Below are 20202 nucleotides of genomic sequence, written 5' to 3' on the forward strand. Positions count from 1 at the left end.
CGGTCGCTGGAGAATGTTCGTGACTCGACTCGACTGGAACAGCCGCAACGTTGGCGCGTTGAAGGGCACCGTGCGCGTGCCTGGCGACAAGTCCGTATCGCACCGTGCGCTGATGCTCGGCGCATTGGCTGAAGGCACCTCGCATATACGTGGTTTTCTGGAAGGTGAAGACACGCGTGCCACCGCGGCCGTGCTGCAACAGCTCGGCGTGCGTATCGATGCGCCGGCGGATGGCGAGCGCGTAGTGCACGGCGTCGGGCTGCATGGCCTGTGCGGCACGACGCAGCTGCTCGACTGCGGCAACGCCGGTACGGGTATGCGCCTGCTCACCGGCTTGCTCGCCGGGCAGGCGTTCGACAGCACGCTGGTGGGCGACGAATCGTTGTCCAGGCGCCCCATGCGTCGGGTCACCGACCCGCTTGCCAGCATGGGCGCAAGAATCGATACGCAGGATGGCCTGCCGCCCTTGCAAGTGCGCGGCGGCCAGTCGCTGCATGGCATCCAGTACACGTTGCCGGTCGCCAGCGCACAGGTGAAGTCCGCCTTGTTGCTGGCCGGGTTGTACGCGCAGGGCGAGACCGAAGTGATCGAGCCACATCCGACGCGCGACTACACCGAGCGCATGCTCGCCGCCTTCGGCTGGCCCATCGAATTTTCGCCGGGCCGCGCACGACTGAGCGGTGGTCACGCCCTTCGCGCCACGAATGTGGATGTGCCGGCGGATTTTTCTTCCGCCGCGTTCTTCCTGGTGGCCGGCAGCATCGTGCCGGGTTCAGAGCTTCACTTGCCCGCCGTGGGCCTCAACCCCCGTCGCACCGGGCTTCTGCAGGCCTTGCGTCTGATGGGTGCGGATATCCGCATCGAGAACGAACGCGAGAGTGGCGGCGAGCCGGTGGGCGATCTGGTGGTTCGACATGCGCCGTTGCATGGAGTCGAGCTGCCGGAGGCGCTGGTGCCGGATATGATCGATGAATTTCCCGCGCTGTTTGTTGCAGCGATGGCGGCCAAGGGGGCAACCGTGGTGCGCGGTGCGGCGGAGTTACGCGTGAAGGAGTCGGACCGACTGGCTGCGATGGCCACAGGTCTTCGTGCGCTGGGCGCCACGATCGATGAAACGCCGGACGGTGCCACCATTCACGGTGGCCCGCTGCACGGCGGCACCATCGAAAGTCACGGCGACCATCGCATCGCCATGAGTTTCGCTGCCGCCGGGCTTGTCGCCAGCGGGCCGGTGCGCATCAACGACTGCGCCAACGTGGCGACATCGTTCCCGGGCTTCCTTGAGCTCGCGAACGGTTGCGGTTTCGATCTTCAGGTGGCCTGACGACGCACCACTCGCCGCTGGAAGGTTCAGCAGCTACGCTTGGTGTCTTGTCGAGAGGTCACCATGTCCGTTGCCACGCCTTCCTTCATCGTTGCCATTCCTGCCCGCTACGGCTCCACGCGTTTGCCGGGCAAGCCGTTGCGGGACATCGCCGGCGTGCCAATGGTGGTGCGCGTGGCGCAGCGCGCAATGGAAGCCGGTGCCTCCCAGGTGATCGTGGCAACGGATGACCAGCGCATCGTCGATGCGTTGCAGGGACAGGGCGTGAACGTGTGCATGACACGCAGCGATCACGCTTCCGGCAGTGATCGCCTGGCCGAATGCGCCGAGCACTACGGTTGGGCGGACGATGCCATCGTGGTGAACCTGCAGGGTGATGAACCTTTTGCGCCTGCTGCGGGTATCCGCGAGGTTGCGCGTGCGCTGGCGGAAGACGACGCTCCCATGGCCACGCTGGCAACGCCCATCACCGAGGCGCACGAGCTGTTCGATCCCAACGTGGTCAAGCTGGTTCGATCCGCCAACGGGCGCGCCCTGTATTTCACCCGTGCACCCGCACCGTGGGCACGTGATGCGTTTGCGGTCCATCGGAACGCGCTGCCCGACGACGTGCCGTTCCTGCGCCATATCGGCATCTACGCGTATCGCGCAGGCTTCCTGAAGCGCTATACGACGCTCACGCGCACGCCGCTCGAACAGGCCGAGTCGCTCGAACAATTGCGCGTGATGGAACATGGCTTTCCCATTGCGGCCCGACTCACGCCCGAGCCGTTTCCGCCGGGCATTGATACCGAGGCCGATCTCGAGCGCGCGGAACGCTGGCTGGCGAGCAGCTGAGGCTCAGCGCCGGCGTCGTATCAGCATCACGAAAAGACCGCCAAGGATGAGCCCGAGGGCCAGTCCTATGCCGGCGCCCCACAGGGCGCCGCTTGGGCCGGCGACAAAACGGCCGATGAAAAAGCCGAGCAAGAACAGAATGGGTAGTGGCAGGCAGCCCATGGATGATTCCCTGCATGAGCGCCGCCCCTCGGCACGTGCTTCAGGGGCGGCACATGCCGGCTTTCTTATCGGAAGTTGATCGGAATCTGCACGTAGCCGTCGGCCGGTGCGCCGTTCTTGATGGCCGGCTTGTAGGACCAGCTCTTGGCGGTACGAACGGCCTCGTCATCCAGCTGCTTGGAGCCCGACGACATCATCACGTGAAAGGACTTGGCCTTGCCGTCCGCGCCGACCTGCACCATCACGACGACCGAACCGCTCGCCCCGCCGGCATTCTTCAGGCTGGGCGACATGCGGGGTGCCGGCTGGGGGCGGTCTTCATCGACGCTGGCCGGTCGATCGCCCGAGGTGCTGTCACTGGCGGCGGGTGTGGCAGCCGCCGGTGGGTCTTGCATCGAAGGGGCGGCCATGGCGGCCTGACTCAGGATCATGGCGGCGACACAGGCCGCTAACGTACTCAGCTTGCTTTTCACTTTCTTCCTCCCTGTCTACCGGGCAAGCATAGTCGGCTCTGTTGCTGCACAACAATCGTGCCGACGGTCATGGCCCTTGATAGTGGCGTCCCCGGCTGCCATTAACGCAGTTCCCCGCGACATTTCGCGAAAACCTGTGCCTGGCTGCCGTCTGGAAGGCCCATCCATGACAGACCTGCCGTTCGAGAAAGAGCCTGCGTGATGAAAAAACGCGAAACGCCGTCCGTCCTTTTTGTCTGTTTGGGAAATATTTGCCGTTCCCCGCTGGTGGAAGCCGTGGCTCGCCAGCGCTGCGAACAGGCGGGAATCGCGGTGTCGCTGGCTTCCTGCGGCACGGGCAGCTGGCATGTGGGCAAGGGCGCGGACCATCGCATGGTGCAAGCCGCCGCGGACGCCGGCTATGACCTTGCGCCGCATCGGGCACGGCAGGTCCGCACGGCGGATTTCGACGATTTCGACTGGGTGCTGGCCATGGACCAGGACAACCTGGAAACGCTGCAAGGCCTGAGGCGAAACCGCGGCACGGCCCCCGTGCTTTTCCTGCCCTGGGCAGGCGTGCCCAGGCCGGATGAATTCCCTGATCCCTACTACGGCGACGCTGCGGGCTTCAGTCGCGCGGTGGCGCTGGCCGAGGCCGGTGTGGATGGCCTGATCGCACGCCTGCGGCAACCCTGAGCGGATAGAATCACGCGATGCAGTCCACACCGCCGCCGCAAGCCTTCGACGGCAAGGCTTTCGTCAAAACCCTCACTACGTCACCGGGCGTCTATCGTTATTTCGACGAAGACGGCGACCTGCTGTACGTGGGCAAGGCAGGGAGCCTGAAGAAGCGCGTCGGCAGCTATTTCCTCAAGCCGCGGATGGAACCCCGCATCGCGGCGATGGTGTCGCAGATTGCGCGCGTGGAAATCACGGTGACGCGCACCGAGGGCGAGGCGCTGCTGCTGGAATCGCAGCTGATCAAGTCGCTGAAGCCGCGCTACAACATCCTGCTGCGCGACGACAAAAGTTATCCGTACATCTATCTGTCGGGTGGCGAGGACTATCCGCGGCTCGCGTTCCATCGCGGTGCCCGCAACATGCCGGGGCGCTACTTCGGACCCTATCCAAGCACGTTTGCCGTGCGCGAAAGCCTCAACCTGATGCAGAAGCTGTTCAAGGTGCGCCAGTGCGAGGACAGCTACTTCAAGAACCGTTCGCGTCCCTGCCTGCAGCACCAGATCGGTCGCTGCACGGCGCCTTGCGTGCAGCTCATCACGGTCGATGACTATCGCAACGACGTGCGTCACGTGGAGATGTTCCTTGAGGGACGCAGCAGCGCCGTGATCGACGAACTGGCCGGTCAAATGGAACAGGCCAGCAAAGGGCTGGAATTCGAGCGTGCCGCGTCGTTTCGTGATCAGGTCGCGGCCCTGCGCAAGCTGCAGGCCGAGCACCACGTGCAGGGCGCCAGCGCGGACATGGACGTGCTGGCGTGCCGCATCGAGGCGGGCATGGCCTGCGTCAGCGTGCTGTTTTTCCGCAACGGCATCAGCCTGGGTACGCGCGATTTCTTTCCGCGCCTGCCGCTGGATGCCGAGCCGTCCGATGTGCTCGAACAATTCATCGCGCAGTACTACCTGGATCGCCCCGTACCGCGTGAACTGATCCTGGGCGACGCCTTGCCCAGCCAACAGATCCTGGGCGAGATGCTGGCGCAGCAGTCGGGGCACGCCGTGGAGCTGAAGTCCAGCGTGCGCGGCGAACGTGCACGCTTCCTGCAAATGGCGGAGCGCAACGCGCAAGCATCGCTGACCGCCAAGCTGGCCAGCCGCCAGACGCTCGGTGCGCGCTTTGACGATCTGCAGAAGCTGCTGGAACTGGACGAGCCGCCGCGTCGCATCGAGTGCTTCGACATCAGTCACACGCAAGGCGAGCTGACCGTGGCGTCGTGCGTGGTGTTCGGTCCCGAAGGTCCGGAGAAATCGCACTATCGACGCTTCAACATTACGGGCATTACCCCGGGCGACGATTACGCGGCCATGCACCAGGCGCTGGTGCGCCGCTTCCGCAAGGTGGCCGAGGGTGAGGGCGCCAAGCCCGACGTGCTGCTGATCGACGGCGGCAGCGGGCAGGTGGCGCAGGCCCTGGATGTGCTTCGCGAATTGGGCGTTACCGGCATCGAGGTGGTGGGCGTGGCCAAGGGGCCGGGGCGCCGCGCGGGCGAGGAAACCCTGGTGTTGGCCGATTCCGGGCGCAACCTGCATCCCGGTCCGTCCTCACCAGCCCTGCATCTTGTCGCTGCCGTGCGCGACGAAGCGCATCGCTTTGCCATCACCGGCCACCGCAAACGGCGTGAGAAAGCGCGCGAACGCAGCGTGCTTGAGGATGTGCAGGGTGTCGGCGCGCGGCGCCGGTCGGCCCTGCTCAAGGCCTTTGGCGGCCTGGCGGGCGTCGAGGCGGCGGGCGTGGAGGAACTTACCCGCGTCAAAGGTATCGATCGTGGGCTGGCCGAGCGCATTTATGCAGCACTGCACGGCTAACCTGTAAGCGTCTGTCATTCCGGCCGACGCAAAAATCGCGCATGATCCAACGCGAGAGCGCTTGGCCGAATGCTTCAAACCCGGAAAGGATTTATGCACATCAACCTGCCCACCTGGCTGACCCTGTTCCGCGTCTTGCTGTTGCCGGTCATGGTGGTGGTGTTTTACTGGCAGTTCCCGGGGCACAACATTACGGCGGCCATCGTGTTCGTGCTGGCAGCCCTCACTGACTGGCTGGACGGTTACCTGGCGCGCCGCATGAATCTCACCTCGGCGTTCGGCGCGTTTCTTGACCCGGTTGCCGACAAGCTGATGGTGGCGGTGACGCTGTTCCTGCTGGTTGAGACGCATCGTGGTGGCTGGCCGGGCATCCTGATGGCGGTGACGGCGGCGATCATCGTCGGACGCGAAATCAGCGTATCCGCCTTGCGCGAATGGATGGCCGAGATCGGCATGCGCGCCACGGTGAAGGTGGCTTTCATCGGCAAGCTCAAGACCGTGATGCAGATGGTGGCGCTGGTGGTGCTGATCGTTCAGCACGAGAAAAGCGCCGAAGCCTTGCGCCTGTACCACATCGGCGAGGCGCTGCTGGTTATCGCCGGCATTCTCACCATCTGGTCGGGCCTTTATTACCTCCGCGCCGCATGGCCGAGCCTGCAGGGCGACGGTTCGGGCCATCCGCTGCCGCGCAGCGACGACTGAATATTGTTTGTGACAGGTGCTTGACGGCAGCGCATTACCCATTACAATGCGCGACTCCGATGCGGGAATAGCTCAGTTGGTAGAGCACGACCTTGCCAAGGTCGGGGTCGCGAGTTCGAGTCTCGTTTCCCGCTCCAGATTCAGTGGATTGATGCATCGCAGTCCACCAAAAAAGCAGCCCTTGAGGCTGCTTTTTTTATGGCCGCAACGATAGCGCGCGAGCCATGTAAGGTTTTTGGCGCGCCAAGGGACTCTACCGACGAACCTGCTCACGAAAGGAGATCGTCCCATGGCAGTCGTGTTCGAGAGTCCCGCCCTCGTCGTGTCGACGAGCAGAGTCGCCTACTGGTGCATGGAAGGCTTGCGCGTCTGGCGGCGTTATCCGCTGCGCCTGTTTCTGCTTTGCCTCGCGCCGATGGTGCTTGAGGCCCTGTTGCAGCTTATTCCCCTTGTAGGCGTGGCCTTGTCCAAGGTCTTTCCGTTGCTGCTGAGCTTCGGTGTCTTCCAGGGTTTGGTGGCTGCGGAAGCGTCGGGCGTATTGCGATGGAGCAGTCCGTTCAGCACCTGGCAGCACGGTTATCGTTGGCGTGCGCTGGGATTGGCGCTGCTGTGCGGCCCCCTGGTTTTTGGCGTGCAGCAAGGCGTGGCAGCAGCCGTTTATGGCTGGCCCGCGGTGGACGCCGTCCTGCTCGGCCATATGTCGGCGCACCCTGAGCTCGCCAATCGCCTGTTCATCTGCCTGCTCATTTTGCCGGGTACACCCGTGGCCATATGGCTGGCGCTGGCCCCGATGTTCGTGATGTTCCGTGGAGCCACGCCCTGGCAGGCCATGCGGAGCAGCGTGGCCGTCATGCTTCGATCGCCGGGTGCATTCGCCACCTATGCGTTGATCCAATTGTTGCTCATGGCCGGCCTTTTGCTGATTCCCTGGGGCATGCTTTTGTTGCTTGCCTTGCTGCCGTGGATGAGCGCGTGTTGGCTGGTGATATGGAAAGACATCGACAAGGGCGAAGGAACGCCGTGATTCGATGACTGGGGACGCGGGGCAACACAAGAACTTCAACGAGGTGCTGCGCGAGCATGCGGGGCTGCTATCGCGCATTGCCGCCAGCTACGAAGCGGACCTGGCGCTGCGCGATGACCTCTTGCAGGACATGGCGCTGGCGCTGTGGCGAGCCCTGCCGGGATGGCGAGGGGAGGCGCCGTTGCGGGCCTTCGTGGCACGTGTGGCGCACAACCGTGGCGCGACGCATGTCGTGGGTCAGATGCGCCGGCCGACGGGCAGTGCATTGAACGACGACTGGGTGGAACCGCGTCACGGCCCCGAGGGACATGCGGAACTCGAAGAACGTCGCGTGCGTCTGCAGGACGCGGTGAGGCGCCTGCCACTGTCCCTGCGGCAAGCCGTGACCTTGGCTCTTGAAGGTTTCAGTCACGCCGAGATCGCGGATGCGCTCGGCATCACCACCAATAGCGTCGGCGTGCGGCTCAACCGCGCAAAAAGTGCCTTGAAAACGGCACTGGGAGAACAGGCGTGAGCGACCAAGGCAATGACTGGTCCCAATGGGGCGAGCTATGGCGAGAGCAGCCCGAAGTGGATGTCGCGCGCCTGCAGCGGACCGCGTCGAGGAAGTTGTGGCGCATGCGCACGTTGGTGACGCTGGAAATCGCGGGCTCAATCGTTGCCTGCGCGCAGTGCGTGCGACTGGCTATGCTTACGACGGGGCGTTGGCATCTATGGAGTATGGCCTCGCTGGTGTTCGTGCTCGCGCTTCAATGGCTATACCTGCACGTGCGCCGAGGCACCTGGCGGGCCTCGGGCGACGATGTCCACAGCCTGTTGAAGCTCACGCTTCAACGCGCGGCAGCGGGCATACGCCTGGCGAAGCTCAACATCTGGGCCACCCTGGCCTGGGTTGCCGTGAGCGTCGTGGTTGGCCTGCCGGAACTGGAGCCTGCACGTTGGCAGGCAGATCCCAGGCTCAAGTCGATGCTGGTGCTGCAAGTGGCAGTAAACGCGCCGCTGATGGTTGGAATCTTCGCGTTCTACTTCTGGTACATCAGGCGTCAGCGTGCGCGCATCGTGCGAATTCATGATCTGCTGAAGCCGGATGTCTAGGCGGGCGAGCCGGTGTGCGGATGGTATGAACCCGCACGCCGACCTTCGTTTCAGTGCGTGTCCTTGCGATGCTCTATCGCCTGCTTGCGGTAGAGCGGATAGCACAGTCCCAGGCACACGAACCAGATGGGTGTGTAGATCAGGCCCTGCAGAGTGTCCTGCTTCTGCGCAAACACCCACAGCACGAACGCGAAGAACGCCAGCACGATCCAGCACATCGCCACGCCGCCGGGCATCTTGAAGATGGACGATGCGTGACGTTCCGGGTGCAGCTTCCGGTAGCGCATGTACGCAATCATGATCAGCGACCACACGAAGATGAAGCAGATGCTGGAGATGGTGGTGACGATGGTGAACACCTTCATTACGTCGCCTTCCTGGTAGAGCAGGAACACGCCGATGAAGAGCAGAAAGCACGAATAGGCGAGCCCGTTGGCCGGCACGTTGTTGTTGCTCAGCCTGGCGAACGGCTTGGGCCCGAGCTTGCCGGCAGACAGGCCATAGAGCATGCGCCCCGTCGAATAGATGCCGCTGTTGGCGGACGACGTCGCCGAAGTGAGCACCACGAAGTTGATCAGGCTGGCAGCGATCGGAATGCCGATCAGCATGAAGAGATTCACGAACGGGCTCTTGTCCGGCACCACCTGGTTCCACGGCGTCACGGTCATGATCACCAGCAGCGCGAGCACGTAGAACACGATGACGCGGATGGGAATGGAATTGATGGCCTTGGGCAGGGTCTTTTCCGGATCGCGCGCCTCGGCCGACGCGGTACCCACCAGCTCGATACCGACAAAGGCGAATACCGCGATCTGGAACGCGGCAAGGAAACCCGCGCCACCATGGGGGAACCAGCCGCCATTCGTCCAGAGATTGGATACCGCCGCCTTGGCGCCCGACGGCGACGTGAAGCCGATGGCGATCAGCACCACACCGATGGCGATGAGCGACACGATGGCGATGATCTTGACCAGCGCGAACCAGAACTCCAGTTCGCCGAATAGTTTTACCGTCAGCAGGTTGAGGCTGAGCAGCAAAAGAATGCAGGCCGATCCGGGCAGCCACAGCGGCACGCCTGGCGCCCAGAACTGGACGTAGCCCGTGATGGCGGCGATGTCCGCGATGCCGGTGACCACCCAGCAGAACCAGTAGGTCCAGCCGGTGAAGAAGCCCGCTGCAGGGCCCAGCAAGTCGTAATTGAAATCCACGAACGACTTGTAGTGCAGGTTCGACAGCAGCAGCTCGCCCATCGCCCGCATCATGAAGAACAACACGCTTCCGATGATGGCGTAGGCGAAGATCACCGAGGGGCCGGCGAGGCTGATGGTCTTGCCCGAGCCCATGAAGAGGCCGGTGCCAATGGCGCCGCCAATGGCGATCAGCTGCAGGTGGCGGTTGCGCAGGTTGCGCTGCAGGTGATGCTCGGGAGCGCCCGTCGTGGCGGTCGGTTCGTGGTTCTGCATGGGCGGCACGATCCTTGGGATGGCACGAAAGGGCCATCCTATCGGATTCGCGGTGCGCCGGGAGAAGCTATCGCGCGTCGTGGAAAATGATGCCCAGCATGTGCCGCTGGCCGCTGCGCACGCGACTCACACCGTGACGCATGGTGACCCGGTAGGAGCCGCGCGTGCCAGCGACGGGACGCTGATTCACCGCGAAGACAACGGCATCGCCCTGATGCAACGGAACCACTTCAGCACGCGATTGCATGCGCGGCGGTTGTTCGGTGAGCACGAACTCGCCGCCGGTGAAATCCCGCCCGGGTTCGGACAGCAGGATGGCCACCTGCAACGGGAAAACGTGTTCGCCGTAGAGATCCTGGTGCAGGCAGTTGTAGTCGCCCTCACCGTAGCGAAGCAGCAGTGGCGTGGGGCGCGTTTGCCCGGCGTCGTGGCAACGGGAGAGGAAGGAGGCGTGCGTGGCCGGATACCGGGTGTCGATGCCCATGCGGGCGTTCCAGTCGTTGGCCAGCGGGGCGAGCCGCGGATAGAGCGCCTGGCGCAGGAGCTGCACGGGAGCGGGCAGGGGATATTGGAAATACTTGTACTCGCCCATGCCGAACCCGTGACGCGCCATCACCACACGGCTTCGATACAGCGTGTCGTCACTGTAGTGATTGGCAATCTCGCGACAGGTAGGTGCATCGAGCAGGGCCGGAAGCATTGCGCTTCCTCGTGCGTGGATGTCACCTAGGACAAGGGGCCAGTCCACGGCGTCGATGCGGGACGACATGGCGTGGTCTTGCAGATCGATCGGCTGTGCATGCATGCGCGGAGGCTTGGGTGGTGTGCGGAGCGGGTAACCAAGCTAACCAACGACGACCCGTCTCACACTCCGTTTCTTGCGCTGCACATGGCCACCATTACCAGATCAGATCGTCCGGCACTTTGAACTGGCTGTAGAACTCGTCGTCTTCGCTGGCGGGCGAGCCTTCCGTCTTCTGGCCGTGGTCGAGCACGATGATGGAGGCATCGCGTTCGCGGATTTTTTCGGCAGCCATGCGCGGCAGCAACTCGTAACCGCTGCCTGCGCGAACGATCACCAGCACGCCCTTGGCCAGTTGCGTGCGCAAGGTTTCATTCACCAGCACGCTTTGCATCGCTTCTCCGTCGGTGAAGCGATAAGTGATGTCGCCTTCGCGCTTGATCTTGTTCGCGTCGATGATCTGGCGCACCTGTGCGGCCACTTCGCGTGCCTGTGCCTGCGCATTGCGCTCGGCAGCCAGGGCGCGGTCGCGCTCGGCTTTCTCGGCCTGCAGGCGCTGGGCGTCGATCTTCTCTACCGGCTCGGAAGGGGCGGCCTTGCCCTGGCGCTGCTTGGCCTGTTCGCGGGCGATCTGGTCGACCTTGCCCTTCTTGGCGAGGCCGGCCTTGAGTAGTTGTTCCTGCAGGGGATTGCGCATGAGGCGACGTTCGGGAGGCGTGGTCGCCGATTGTAGCGCGCGCCTCGCCGGACGTGCCTGGCGCTCCCCGGCCATGAGACGCGACGTGGCATGATGTCCGCGACAGGGCGTCGGAGCCCGCCATCAAGGGTCTACCGTGATCCCGTATTTCTCCGATCATTCAGCCAATGAACGTACCTACCTGGCCTGGGTGCGCACCGCCATCTCGGTCATGGCGTTCGGCTTCCTGCTGGAGCGCTTCGACATCTTCCTGCTGTTCACCTCGCGCGCGGCGAGCAACGCAGCCAATGCGGCCACCATGCTGCACACGCGGGCATCCCAGTGGCTGGGCCTGGGCCTGTTGTTGGTCGGCGCCTTGATGATCGTCGGTGCCACATTGCGTTTCTATCGCAATCGGCGGGCCATCGAGTCTCTGGAGTCGACGATGTATGGCGACTCCTGGGTGGCACGGGCCATGGCGGTATTGCTGGTGCTGATGGCGATCTTCCTGACCGTGTATGTGGCGAGGCAGATTGCGGCGTTGAGTTGATGAAATTGGGCCGCTGCTGACGGTGGGCATACCTCAGGCATTCCGCTCCGCCGGTTTGTCGCCCACAGGGTGGGCTCCCACAAGGAGGCGGCACGGCGCCGTCTTGGCGTTGAAGGCTGGCGCGGCCCTTGTAGGAGCGCACTTGTGCGCGACACGCACGGCCCGGTGCTCACCGATGCTGGATTGTCGCCCACAAGTGGGCTCCTACATGGGAGCCACCACGCACCGAACATGTGGGAGCGCACCCTGTGCGCGACGCGGGCGCATCAATCTTTCTTTGAGCCGACCAACCGAAGCCCATCAACGCCATGCACAAAAAAAGCGCCGCATCGCTGCGGCGCTTCTTCATCCAGCATGAAACGCTGGATCACAGCGCCTCGAACACGCCCGCCGCACCCATGCCGGTGCCGATGCACATGGTCACCATGCCGTACTTCTGCTTGCGACGGCGCATGCCGTGCAGCAGGGTGGCGGCGCGGATGGCGCCGGTGGCGCCGAGCGGATGGCCCAGCGCAATGGCGCCGCCCAGCGGATTCACCTTGGCCGGGTCCAGGCCCAGGTCGCCCATCACGGCCAGCGCCTGCGCGGCGAAGGCTTCGTTGAGTTCGATCCAGTCCAGCTGGTCCTTGGTCAGGCCGACCTGCTTGAGCGCCTTCGGAATGGCTTCCTTCGGACCAATGCCCATCACTTCCGGCTTCACGCCCGCCACCGAGTAACCGACGAAGCGGCCGATCGGGGTGAGGTTGAACTCCTTGATCGCCTTCTCGCTGGCCAGCAGCAGCGCGCCGGCGCCGTCGGACATCTGCGAGGAGTTGCCGGCCGTCACCGAGCCGCCGAACTTGTCGTTACGGAACACCGTGCGCAGCTTGCCAAGTACTTCCAGCGTGGTGCCGGCGCGCGGGCCTTCATCGGTGTCGATCAGGCGGCTGTCGGTGACGATGCCGCGCGTTTCGAGGTTGGGGTAATGATCGTCGAGCTGGAACGGGGTGATCTCGTCCTTGAACTCGCCAGCGGCGATGGCGGCCAGGGCGCGGCGATGGCTTTCCACGGCGAACGCGTCCTGCTGCTCACGCGTGATCTTCCACTGCTCGGCCACCTTCTCGGCGGTGATGCCCATGCCGTAGGCAATGGCGACATCTTCCTTGTTGGCGAAGATGGCGGGGTTCATCGCCACCTTGTGGCCCATCATCGGCACCATGCTCATGCTTTCGGTACCGGCGGCGATCGTCAGGTCGGCTACGCCGAGCTGGATGCGGTCGGCAGCCATGGCAATCGCCTGCACGCCCGACGAGCAGAAGCGGTTGATGGTGACGCCCGGCACCGTGTACGGCAGGCCGGCGAGCAGGGCGCCGATGCGCGCCACGTTCATGCCTTGCTCGGCTTCGGGCATGGCGCAGCCGACGATGACGTCTTCGATGCGATGCGGATCGATGCCCGGTGCCTGCGCCATCACGGCGCGGATCACGTGGGCGAGCATGTCGTCCGGACGGGTGTTGCGGAACACGCCGCGCGGCGCCTTGCCGACCGGCGTGCGGGTGGCGGCGACGATGTAGGCGTCTTGCACTTGCTTGGTCATGGTTTTGCTCCGTGGCGTCGCGCGTGATTCGCGGCGACGCTATTGGTTTTTTGATCGTCACTCACGTTGTGGGAGTAACGAGCCATAACAGGTTGCGATTCTTTTGCTCGTCATTCCCGCGAAAGCGGGAATCCAGTGCCTTTAAAGTCGCTGGATCCCCGCCTGCGCGGGGATGGCGAGCGAAGAGTCGGGTTAGTTACGCAGCGGCTTACCCGTGGTCATGGTGTGCGCGATGCGGGCCTGGGTCTTCTCGGTCTTGGCCAGCTCCACGAAGTGCTTGCGTTCCAGCTGCAGCAGCCACTCCTCGTCCACCTGCGAACCGCGCTCGATCTTGCCGCCGCACAGCGTGTCGGCAATGCGCGTGGCGATGGCCACGTCATGCGGCGAAGCGAAGTAGCCTTCGGCGAGGTTGGCAAGCGATGCCTGGAAGGTGGCGGTGCCCACATCGCCGGCAACCGGGATGTTGCGGGCCATCATCGGCGGACGCCAGCCGGTTTCAGCCAGCGACAGCGCGACCTTCTTGGCCACGTACAACAGCTCGTAGGCGTTGAACACGACCACGTCGCTGTCGCGCAGCAGGCCCAACTGCTTGGCTTCCATAGCGCTGCCCGACACCTTCGCCATGGCGACGGTCTCGAACACCTTCTTCAGCGCCTCGAACGGATCTTCCGGGTTGGCCTTCGCCGCGCGGATGGCCAGCTCGTGCAGACCGCCACCGGCCGGCAGCAGGCCGACGCCGGCTTCGACCAGACCGATGTAGCTTTCCAGTGCAGCGACCGTGCGGGCCGAATGCATCTGGAATTCGCAGCCGCCGCCGAGGGCGAGACCACGCACGGCAGACACCACCGGCACCAGCGAGTGCTTGATGCGCATGCTGGTGGCCTGGAAGTTGGCGACCATGGCGTCGAAGTCGTCGAACTTGCCCGCCTGCAGCAGGCCCAGCGCGCCCTTGAGATCCGCGCCGGCCGAGAACGGCTCGCCGGTCTGCCAGATCACCACGGCCTTCAGCTGCTGCTCGGCGATGTCGATCGCCTGCTGCACGCCGTTGAGCACGTGGTCGTTGACCGTGTTCATCTTGGTCTTGAACGAGATGATGCCCACGCCGTCGTCGCCGAGCGTCCACAGGCGCACGCCCTCGTTCTCCCACACCGTGGTGCCCTGGTCGAACTTCTCGCCCAGGATCGGATCGGGGAACAGCTGACGCTGGTAAACCGGGTGCTGCGAGCGCGGCTTGTTGGTGCCGGCCGATGCCGACCACGAACCGTCCTTGCCGTGCACGCCGTTGCGGCCGTCGGTGACCCACGCCGGCAGCGGTGCCTTGCTCATGGCCTTGCCGGCGGCGATGTCCTCGGCAATCCAGCCGGCGACCTGCTGCCAGCCAGCAGCCTGCCAGGTTTCGAACGGACCGAGCTTCCAGCCGTAACCCCAGCGGATGGCGAAGTCGACGTCACGCGCGGTGTCGGCGATATCGGCCAGGTGGTAGGCGCTGTAGTGGAACAGGTCACGGAACGTCGCCCACAGGAACTGTGCCTGCGGATCATTCGATGCACGCAGCTTGCCGAACTTCTCGGCCGGGTCCTTGATGGCGAGGATGGCGGCGACTTCGTCGGACGCCTTCTGCTCGGACGGGCGGTAATCCTGCTTGGCCACGTCGAGGACGACGATGTCCTTGCCGGCCTTGCGATAGAAACCCGCGCCCGTCTTCTGGCCCAGCGCGCCCTTTTCGATGAGGGCGGAGAGCCACACCGGTGCCTTGAAGTATTCGTGCCACGGATCGTCGGCCAGCGTGTCGGCCATGGTCTTGATCACGTGCGCCATGGTGTCCAGGCCCACGACGTCAGCGGTGCGGTAGGTCGCACTCTTCGGACGTCCAACCGCCGGACCGGTGAGCGCGTCGACCGTGTCGAAGCCCAGGCCGAACTGCTGCGTGTGGTGCATGGTGGCCAGCATCGAGAACACGCCGATGCGGTTGCCAATGAAGTTCGGCGTGTCCTTGGCGTACACGACGCCCTTGCCGAGCGCCGTGGTCAGGAATGCCTCAAGGCCTTCCAGCACGTTCTTGTCGGTGAGTTTGGTCGGAATCAGCTCGACCAGGTGCATGTAGCGCGGCGGATTGAAGAAGTGCACGCCGCTGAAACGGTGACGCATTTCTTCCGGCAGTGCTTCGGCCAACTGGTTGATCGACAGGCCCGAGGTGTTGGACGCGATCACGGCGGTCGGCGACAGGTGCGAAGCGATCTTCTTGTAGAGATCGAGCTTCCAGTCCATGCGTTCGGCGATGGCTTCGATGACGAGATCCACATCCTTCAGATGATCGAGGTGCTCGTCGTAGTTGGCCGGGATGATGGTGGCGGCGACGTTCTTGTCGGCCAACGGGGCAGGCGAGAGCTTCTGCAGGTTGGCGATGGCCTTCAGCGCGATGCCGCTCTTGGGGCCTTCCTTCGCGGCAAGGTCGAACAGCACGGTTTCAACGCCGGCATTGCTCAGGTGCGCGGCAATCTGCGCGCCCATGACGCCGGCGCCGAGCACCGCAGCCTTGCGGATACGTAGCGCTTTGGGGATGGATGGAGCGGTCATTGGCTTCTCCGTAATGCGAAACGCTTGTGGTTGTGAGACAGGCGGCCGTCACCGGCCGAAAGGGTTCGGTGGAGCGAAATCAGGGGGCCTTGAGGCCGGAGGCCGCAAAGCGGATCAGGTGTTCGGCGGTCTGCTCGCGGTGCCGCTGTTCGGGCACGTCGCTCTTGCGCTGGATCATGCCGAAGCCGGACATGGCATGAGTCAGGGCGCCGGTGACCAGGTCCACGCGCCAATACAGTTCTTCCTTGCTCAACGTGGGCAGCAGGCGAGCGAATTCGGCGGTGAACTGGCGCATCACGTGGCCGTAGTTGTCCGACAGGAACTTGCGGAGGGTGTCGTCGTGCTCGGCGAACGCCCGGGCCAGCACGCGCATGAAGAGCGAACCGTTGCCATCGTGGGAAAGCTCGAGTGCAGGCGTGATGAACGCGGCCAGCACGTCCTCGATGGTGGTTCCCGGCTCGCCGGCAATCTTCTGCAGGGCGGCCAGGCGACGGCCGTTCAGCTGGTCCAGGCGGCGGCGGAACACCTCTTCGATCAGGCGGTCCTTGGAGCCGAAGTGGTAATTCACGGCAGCCAGATTCACGCCCGCGGCGGCCGTGAGCTGCCTCAGCGAGGCGCCTTCGAACCCGTGGCGGGCGAACAATTCCTCCGCGGCGCCGAGAATGCGCTCCTTGGTCGGCATGGAAGCACTGGAGACAGGCATGGTCCGCAACCCCGGGCAAGAATCAAACGATCGTTTGAGGATACGCGGGACGATTTGCGCCCGTCAAACGGTCGTTTCAAGGGGGCGTGAAATCCCTGCGCCCGGCTTGCGTATCAGGTAGAATCTGTCAAACTTTCGTGAGCTAAATCCGCATATCTAGGGCGGATTTGGCGTAAGTTCGTCGGCAAAGACCGACCCGCCCACTCAGATACCAGTTTTTTTCCGGAGCAGACCTCATGGCGCTGGAGCGCACCCTTTCCATCATCAAGCCCGACGCCGTTGCCAAGAACGTGATCGGCGAAATCTACGCACGCTTCGAAAAGGCTGGCCTGAAGGTCATCGCTTCGAAGATGAAGCAGCTGTCGCGCGCCGAAGCCGAAGGCTTCTATGCCGTGCACAAAGAGCGCCCGTTCTTCAACGCACTGGTCGAGTTCATGATCTCCGGCCCGGTGATGATCCAGGTGCTGCAGGGTGAAGGCGCGATTCTGAAGAACCGCGACCTGATGGGCGCCACCAACCCGAAGGAAGCCGCTGCGGGCACGATCCGCGCCGACTTTGCCGACTCCATCGACGCGAACGCCGTGCACGGTTCCGACGCTGCTGAAACCGCAGCGGTCGAAATCGCGTACTTCTTCGCCACGACCGAAGTTCACTCGCGCTAATTAGTGCGTTCATCCATGAACGCGAAGATCAAAAAGCGGCCATCCATGGCCGCACTCTTCACGAAAACCGCGTTTCAATGGATGACGTAAGGAAATAGAGGGCGGCATCGCGCCGCAATAGAAGATGACTGACCAGGCCGTATCCATCCCCACCACCGACAAGGTCAACCTGCTCGATTTCGATCGACAGGGCCTGCGTGACTTCTTCGCCAGCATTGGCGAGAAGCCGTATCGCGCCGAGCAGGTGATGAAGTGGATCTACCACCGCCTGGAAGACAACTTCGAAAACATGACCGATGTCGGCAAGGCGCTTCGAGCCAAGCTCGAAGCGTCGTGCTATGTCGGTGCACCCAAGACCATGTTCGACAAGGGTGCTGCCGACGGCACGCACAAGTGGCTGCTTGGCATGGACGGTGGCAACGCCGTCGAGGCGGTCTACATTCCCGAGCCCACCCGCGGCACGCTCTGCGTGTCCTCGCAGGTGGGTTGCGGACTCAATTGCCAGTTCTGCTCCACCGCGACGCAGGGCTTCAACCGCAACCTCGCCACGTCCGAAATCATCGGGCAGATGTGGGTGGCGGCCAAATACCTCGGCAACATCACGCACCAGAACCGCCGCATCACCAACGTGGTGATGATGGGCATGGGCGAGCCGTTGCTGAACTTCGAGAACGTCACCAAGGCGATGAGCCTGATGCGCGACGACCTGGGCTTCGGCCTGGCTTCCAAGCGCGTCACGCTGTCCACCGCCGGCCTGGTGCCGATGATCGACAAGCTGTCCGACACCATCGACGTGTCGCTGGCCGTGTCGCTGCATGCCGCCAACGATGAGTTGCGCACGGAACTCGTGCCGCTCAACAAGCGTTATCCCATTGCCGAACTGATGGCCGCTTGCCAGCGCTGGCTGGATCGCAGGCCGCGCACGTCCATCACGTTCGAGTACACCCTGATGAAGGGTGTCAACGACCAGCCCGAGCATGCCCGCCAGCTGATCAAGCTGATGCGCCGCATGCCTCAGTGCAAGGTCAACCTGATTCCGTTCAATCCTTTTCCTGGCACGCGTTTCGAGCGCTCTGACGCCGAAACCATCCGCGCCTTCCAGACCCAGTTGCTCAATGCCAACGTGCTGACCATGTTGCGCCGTACTCGCGGTGACGACATCGACGCGGCATGTGGCCAGCTCAAAGGGCAGGTATTGGATCGCACCCGTCGCCAGGCCGAATTTCGAAAGCGTCTGGACGAAGGGGCGAGTCATGCGGCTTGATCGATGGTTGTTGAGCGCGGGAGCGGCCATGTCCATGGCTGCGTGCGTGTCCGTGCCCAATACGAGCGCGGCGCCGCCGCCCGACAAGATTCCGCATACCAGCAAGGCCGAGCAGAAGCAGGAAGGCGCCCGCATCCACACCGAGCTGGCCCAGCAGTACCTGACCAACGGTGATCTGGAAGACGCGCTGGTCAAGATCAACAAGGCGCTGCAGTTCGATCCGAACTATGTGCCGGCCCATACCGTGGCTGGCGTGATTTACCAGCGCATCAACGACATGCCGAATGCGGAAATGCATTACCGCAAGGCGCAGTCGCTGGCGCCGGACAAGGGCGACACCAACAACAATCTCGGCTGGTTCCTGTGCAACGCCGAAGGCAAGTCGGCCGAAGCGCTGCCGTATTTCCAGAAGGCCGTGGCCGATCCGTTCTATCAAACACCTGCGCTGGCCTGGACCAATGCCGGCATTTGCCAGGGCAAGACGCAGAATCTTCCGGCTGCCGAGGCCGACTTCCGCAAGGCGCTGGAAATCGATTCGCAGAACGGCGGGGCGTTGTATCAGCTCGCCAATGTGCTTTATCTTCAGAACGATGCGTTCCGTGCAAGGGCCTTCATCCAGCGATTTGATGCGCTGGGTCAGCCGACCGCGGCCTCGCTGAAACTTGGACATGACATCGAAGCACGGTTGGGCAACAGGGATGCTGCTCTCAACTACAGTAGGCGACTGCAAAGCCAGTTCCCGGATTCGGAGCAGGCGCGCGCCCTCGACGCAACTGCACGCCAATGACCTCTCAGCAGTCAGATTCGGCCAACAGCGGCAACCGGGCATTTCCCTTTAACGAAGCACCCAACGCGACCATGGATATCGAACATTCTTCGCTGGACGCGATCAAGGGCAGCCTTGGCGGGCGCCTGCGCGCTGCGCGCGAGGCGCGCGGCATCGACGTTGCGTCGTGCGCACACACGCTGCGCCTGCCCACGCGGGTGCTCAAGCAGATCGAAAGCAACGAATACGGTGGTATCGACTACCAGGTTTACCTGGGTAGTTACCTCACCAAGTACGCGCGTTACCTCGGCATCGACGAGGAAGAGGTCAAGGCCGAGCTGGAGCGCATCAAGCCTGCGCAGCCTTCGCTGGTGGCGACCGGCGGCATTTCGCACTCGCGCTACCTGCTGGAAAACTACGCTCGCGCCGCGACGTACGTCGTGCTGACGGCGGCGATCGTGGTTCCCACGATCTGGCTTGGTGTTCGCGGCACCCTGGATCGCGATGTCAGTCACCTGGCTCCGCTTGATGCCGCTCCGGTAGCGCAGGTGGATGCGCCAGCGACCAGCGCCAGCGCGGCCACGAATGCCAACGTGGCGACGACCGGGCCGCAGGAAAATGCCGCCGACGTGGCTGCGGCACCGGCGTCTCAGCAGCCGGTGCAGCCTGCGCCGCAACAACCGCAGGATCAGCCGCTGATGGCGTCCATGACGCCGTTCCCGAACCTGGGTGGCGACAGCCACGCCGCGCCGCAGGCCGCTGCGCCGGCAGCTTCGGATGCGTCCGGTACTGGCGCGCACAGCCTGGTGTTGAGCCTGCAAAGCGCCAGCTGGGTCGAAGTGACCGCGAAAGACGGTTCACGCCTGGAATATGGCCTGCTGCCGGCCGGCAGCTCCAAGACCTATCACAGCGACCAGGCCCTGGAAGTGCGTATTGGCAACGCCAATGGCGCCCAGGTCATGCTGGATGGCCAGCCGATGGCGCTGGACAACTACCGCCGTTCCAATGTCGCGCATTTCCGAGTCGAAATGCATGACGGCAAGGCTGCGCCTGCCGGCGCTTGAGTCTCGCGCCGGGCCTGTGC

At 63.7% G+C, this 20202-nt stretch carries 20 protein-coding genes and 1 tRNA gene; 14 read left to right on the forward strand and 7 right to left on the reverse strand.

Features of this window, described 5'->3' with window-relative positions; all coding sequences use genetic code 11:
* Positions 1-19 precede the first annotated feature (19 nt).
* Both aroA and kdsB read left to right on the forward strand, forming a co-directional pair.
* Complete coding sequence (aroA, locus tag DK366_RS05010) at positions 20-1324, forward strand: 3-phosphoshikimate 1-carboxyvinyltransferase (protein ID WP_232820911.1); 1305 nt, start codon at positions 20-22, stop codon at positions 1322-1324.
* A gap of 63 nt (positions 1325-1387) precedes the next feature.
* Positions 1388-2161, forward strand: a complete 774-nt coding sequence (kdsB, locus tag DK366_RS05015) for a 3-deoxy-manno-octulosonate cytidylyltransferase (RefSeq protein ID WP_109124435.1) — start codon at positions 1388-1390, stop codon at positions 2159-2161.
* 227 nt (positions 2162-2388) lie between these two features.
* Here kdsB and DK366_RS05020 read toward each other — a convergent pair whose 3' ends face one another.
* Positions 2389-2796 carry an energy transducer TonB gene (locus tag DK366_RS05020; protein ID WP_157956454.1) on the reverse strand — a complete coding sequence of 136 codons (408 nt, stop codon included), beginning with the start codon at positions 2794-2796 and terminating at the stop codon, positions 2389-2391.
* Between the two features lie 201 nt (positions 2797-2997).
* On the opposite strand from DK366_RS05020, the gene DK366_RS05025 reads away from it, so the two are divergent.
* From DK366_RS05025 to DK366_RS21145, 7 genes are all read left to right on the forward strand, one after another.
* Positions 2998-3471 (forward strand): low molecular weight protein-tyrosine-phosphatase, encoded by a 474-nt coding sequence (locus tag DK366_RS05025; RefSeq protein ID WP_109124437.1) that lies wholly within the window; start codon positions 2998-3000, stop codon positions 3469-3471.
* A 17-nt stretch (positions 3472-3488) separates the two neighbouring features.
* Positions 3489-5318: an excinuclease ABC subunit UvrC gene (gene uvrC, locus DK366_RS05030; RefSeq protein ID WP_109124438.1), complete on the forward strand. Its 1830-nt coding sequence runs from the start codon at positions 3489-3491 to the stop codon at positions 5316-5318.
* Between the two features lie 93 nt (positions 5319-5411).
* Positions 5412-6020: a CDP-diacylglycerol--glycerol-3-phosphate 3-phosphatidyltransferase gene (pgsA, locus tag DK366_RS05035; RefSeq protein WP_109124439.1), complete on the forward strand. Its 609-nt coding sequence runs from the start codon at positions 5412-5414 to the stop codon at positions 6018-6020.
* Between the two features lie 61 nt (positions 6021-6081).
* Positions 6082-6157: transfer RNA gene (locus DK366_RS05040), tRNA-Gly, on the forward strand.
* Positions 6158-6309: 152 nt separating this feature from the next.
* Positions 6310-7044 (forward strand): hypothetical protein, encoded by a 735-nt coding sequence (locus DK366_RS05045; protein ID WP_109124440.1) that lies wholly within the window; start codon positions 6310-6312, stop codon positions 7042-7044.
* Between the two features lie 4 nt (positions 7045-7048).
* Positions 7049-7558: a sigma-70 family RNA polymerase sigma factor gene (locus tag DK366_RS05050; RefSeq protein ID WP_109124441.1), complete on the forward strand. Its 510-nt coding sequence runs from the start codon at positions 7049-7051 to the stop codon at positions 7556-7558.
* Positions 7555-8139, forward strand: a complete 585-nt coding sequence (locus DK366_RS21145; RefSeq protein ID WP_157956455.1) for a hypothetical protein — start codon at positions 7555-7557, stop codon at positions 8137-8139. Before DK366_RS05050 ends, DK366_RS21145 begins: the two co-directional genes overlap by 4 nt.
* A gap of 50 nt (positions 8140-8189) precedes the next feature.
* On the opposite strand, the gene cycA is transcribed toward DK366_RS21145, so the two are convergent.
* The 3 genes from cycA to DK366_RS05070 form a co-directional block, all read right to left on the reverse strand.
* Complete coding sequence (cycA, locus tag DK366_RS05060) at positions 8190-9602, reverse strand: D-serine/D-alanine/glycine transporter (protein ID WP_109124443.1); 1413 nt, start codon at positions 9600-9602, stop codon at positions 8190-8192.
* Between the two features lie 67 nt (positions 9603-9669).
* On the reverse strand, positions 9670-10302 hold the full coding sequence (locus DK366_RS05065) for a 2OG-Fe(II) oxygenase (RefSeq protein ID WP_232820912.1): 633 nt from the start codon (positions 10300-10302) through the stop codon (positions 9670-9672).
* Positions 10303-10501: 199 nt separating this feature from the next.
* Positions 10502-11041 carry a DUF2058 domain-containing protein gene (locus DK366_RS05070; RefSeq protein ID WP_109124445.1) on the reverse strand — a complete coding sequence of 180 codons (540 nt, stop codon included), beginning with the start codon at positions 11039-11041 and terminating at the stop codon, positions 10502-10504.
* 136 nt (positions 11042-11177) lie between these two features.
* Between DK366_RS05070 and DK366_RS05075 the strand changes: the two genes are divergently transcribed.
* Complete coding sequence (locus DK366_RS05075; protein ID WP_109124446.1) at positions 11178-11570, forward strand: DUF202 domain-containing protein; 393 nt, start codon at positions 11178-11180, stop codon at positions 11568-11570.
* Between the two features lie 367 nt (positions 11571-11937).
* On the opposite strand, the gene DK366_RS05080 is transcribed toward DK366_RS05075, so the two are convergent.
* The 3 genes from DK366_RS05080 to DK366_RS05090 all read right to left on the reverse strand — a co-directional run bounded on the left by DK366_RS05080 (position 11938) and on the right by DK366_RS05090 (position 16426).
* Positions 11938-13146 carry an acetyl-CoA C-acyltransferase gene (locus DK366_RS05080; protein ID WP_109124447.1) on the reverse strand — a complete coding sequence of 403 codons (1209 nt, stop codon included), beginning with the start codon at positions 13144-13146 and terminating at the stop codon, positions 11938-11940.
* A gap of 192 nt (positions 13147-13338) precedes the next feature.
* Positions 13339-15723: a 3-hydroxyacyl-CoA dehydrogenase/enoyl-CoA hydratase family protein gene (locus tag DK366_RS05085; protein ID WP_109124448.1), complete on the reverse strand. Its 2385-nt coding sequence runs from the start codon at positions 15721-15723 to the stop codon at positions 13339-13341.
* Between the two features lie 79 nt (positions 15724-15802).
* Entirely contained in the window at positions 15803-16426 is a 624-nt protein-coding gene (locus tag DK366_RS05090; RefSeq protein ID WP_109124449.1) for a TetR/AcrR family transcriptional regulator, read from the reverse strand.
* A 236-nt stretch (positions 16427-16662) separates the two neighbouring features.
* On the opposite strand from DK366_RS05090, the gene ndk reads away from it, so the two are divergent.
* The 4 genes from ndk to DK366_RS05110 all read left to right on the forward strand — a co-directional run bounded on the left by ndk (position 16663) and on the right by DK366_RS05110 (position 20182).
* Positions 16663-17088: a nucleoside-diphosphate kinase gene (gene ndk, locus DK366_RS05095; RefSeq protein WP_109124450.1), complete on the forward strand. Its 426-nt coding sequence runs from the start codon at positions 16663-16665 to the stop codon at positions 17086-17088.
* A gap of 124 nt (positions 17089-17212) precedes the next feature.
* Positions 17213-18352: a 23S rRNA (adenine(2503)-C(2))-methyltransferase RlmN gene (rlmN, locus tag DK366_RS05100; protein WP_109124451.1), complete on the forward strand. Its 1140-nt coding sequence runs from the start codon at positions 17213-17215 to the stop codon at positions 18350-18352.
* A 28-nt stretch (positions 18353-18380) separates the two neighbouring features.
* On the forward strand, positions 18381-19139 hold the full coding sequence (pilW, locus tag DK366_RS05105) for a type IV pilus biogenesis/stability protein PilW (RefSeq protein WP_232820913.1): 759 nt from the start codon (positions 18381-18383) through the stop codon (positions 19137-19139).
* Positions 19140-19210: 71 nt separating this feature from the next.
* A complete protein-coding gene (locus DK366_RS05110) occupies positions 19211-20182 on the forward strand; it encodes a helix-turn-helix domain-containing protein (protein ID WP_232820914.1) in 972 nt (323 codons plus the stop codon).
* Positions 20183-20202 lie beyond the last annotated feature (20 nt).

Source organism: Dyella sp. C11 (genome assembly GCF_003121485.1).
Classification (GTDB): Bacteria; Pseudomonadota; Gammaproteobacteria; order Xanthomonadales; family Rhodanobacteraceae; genus Dyella.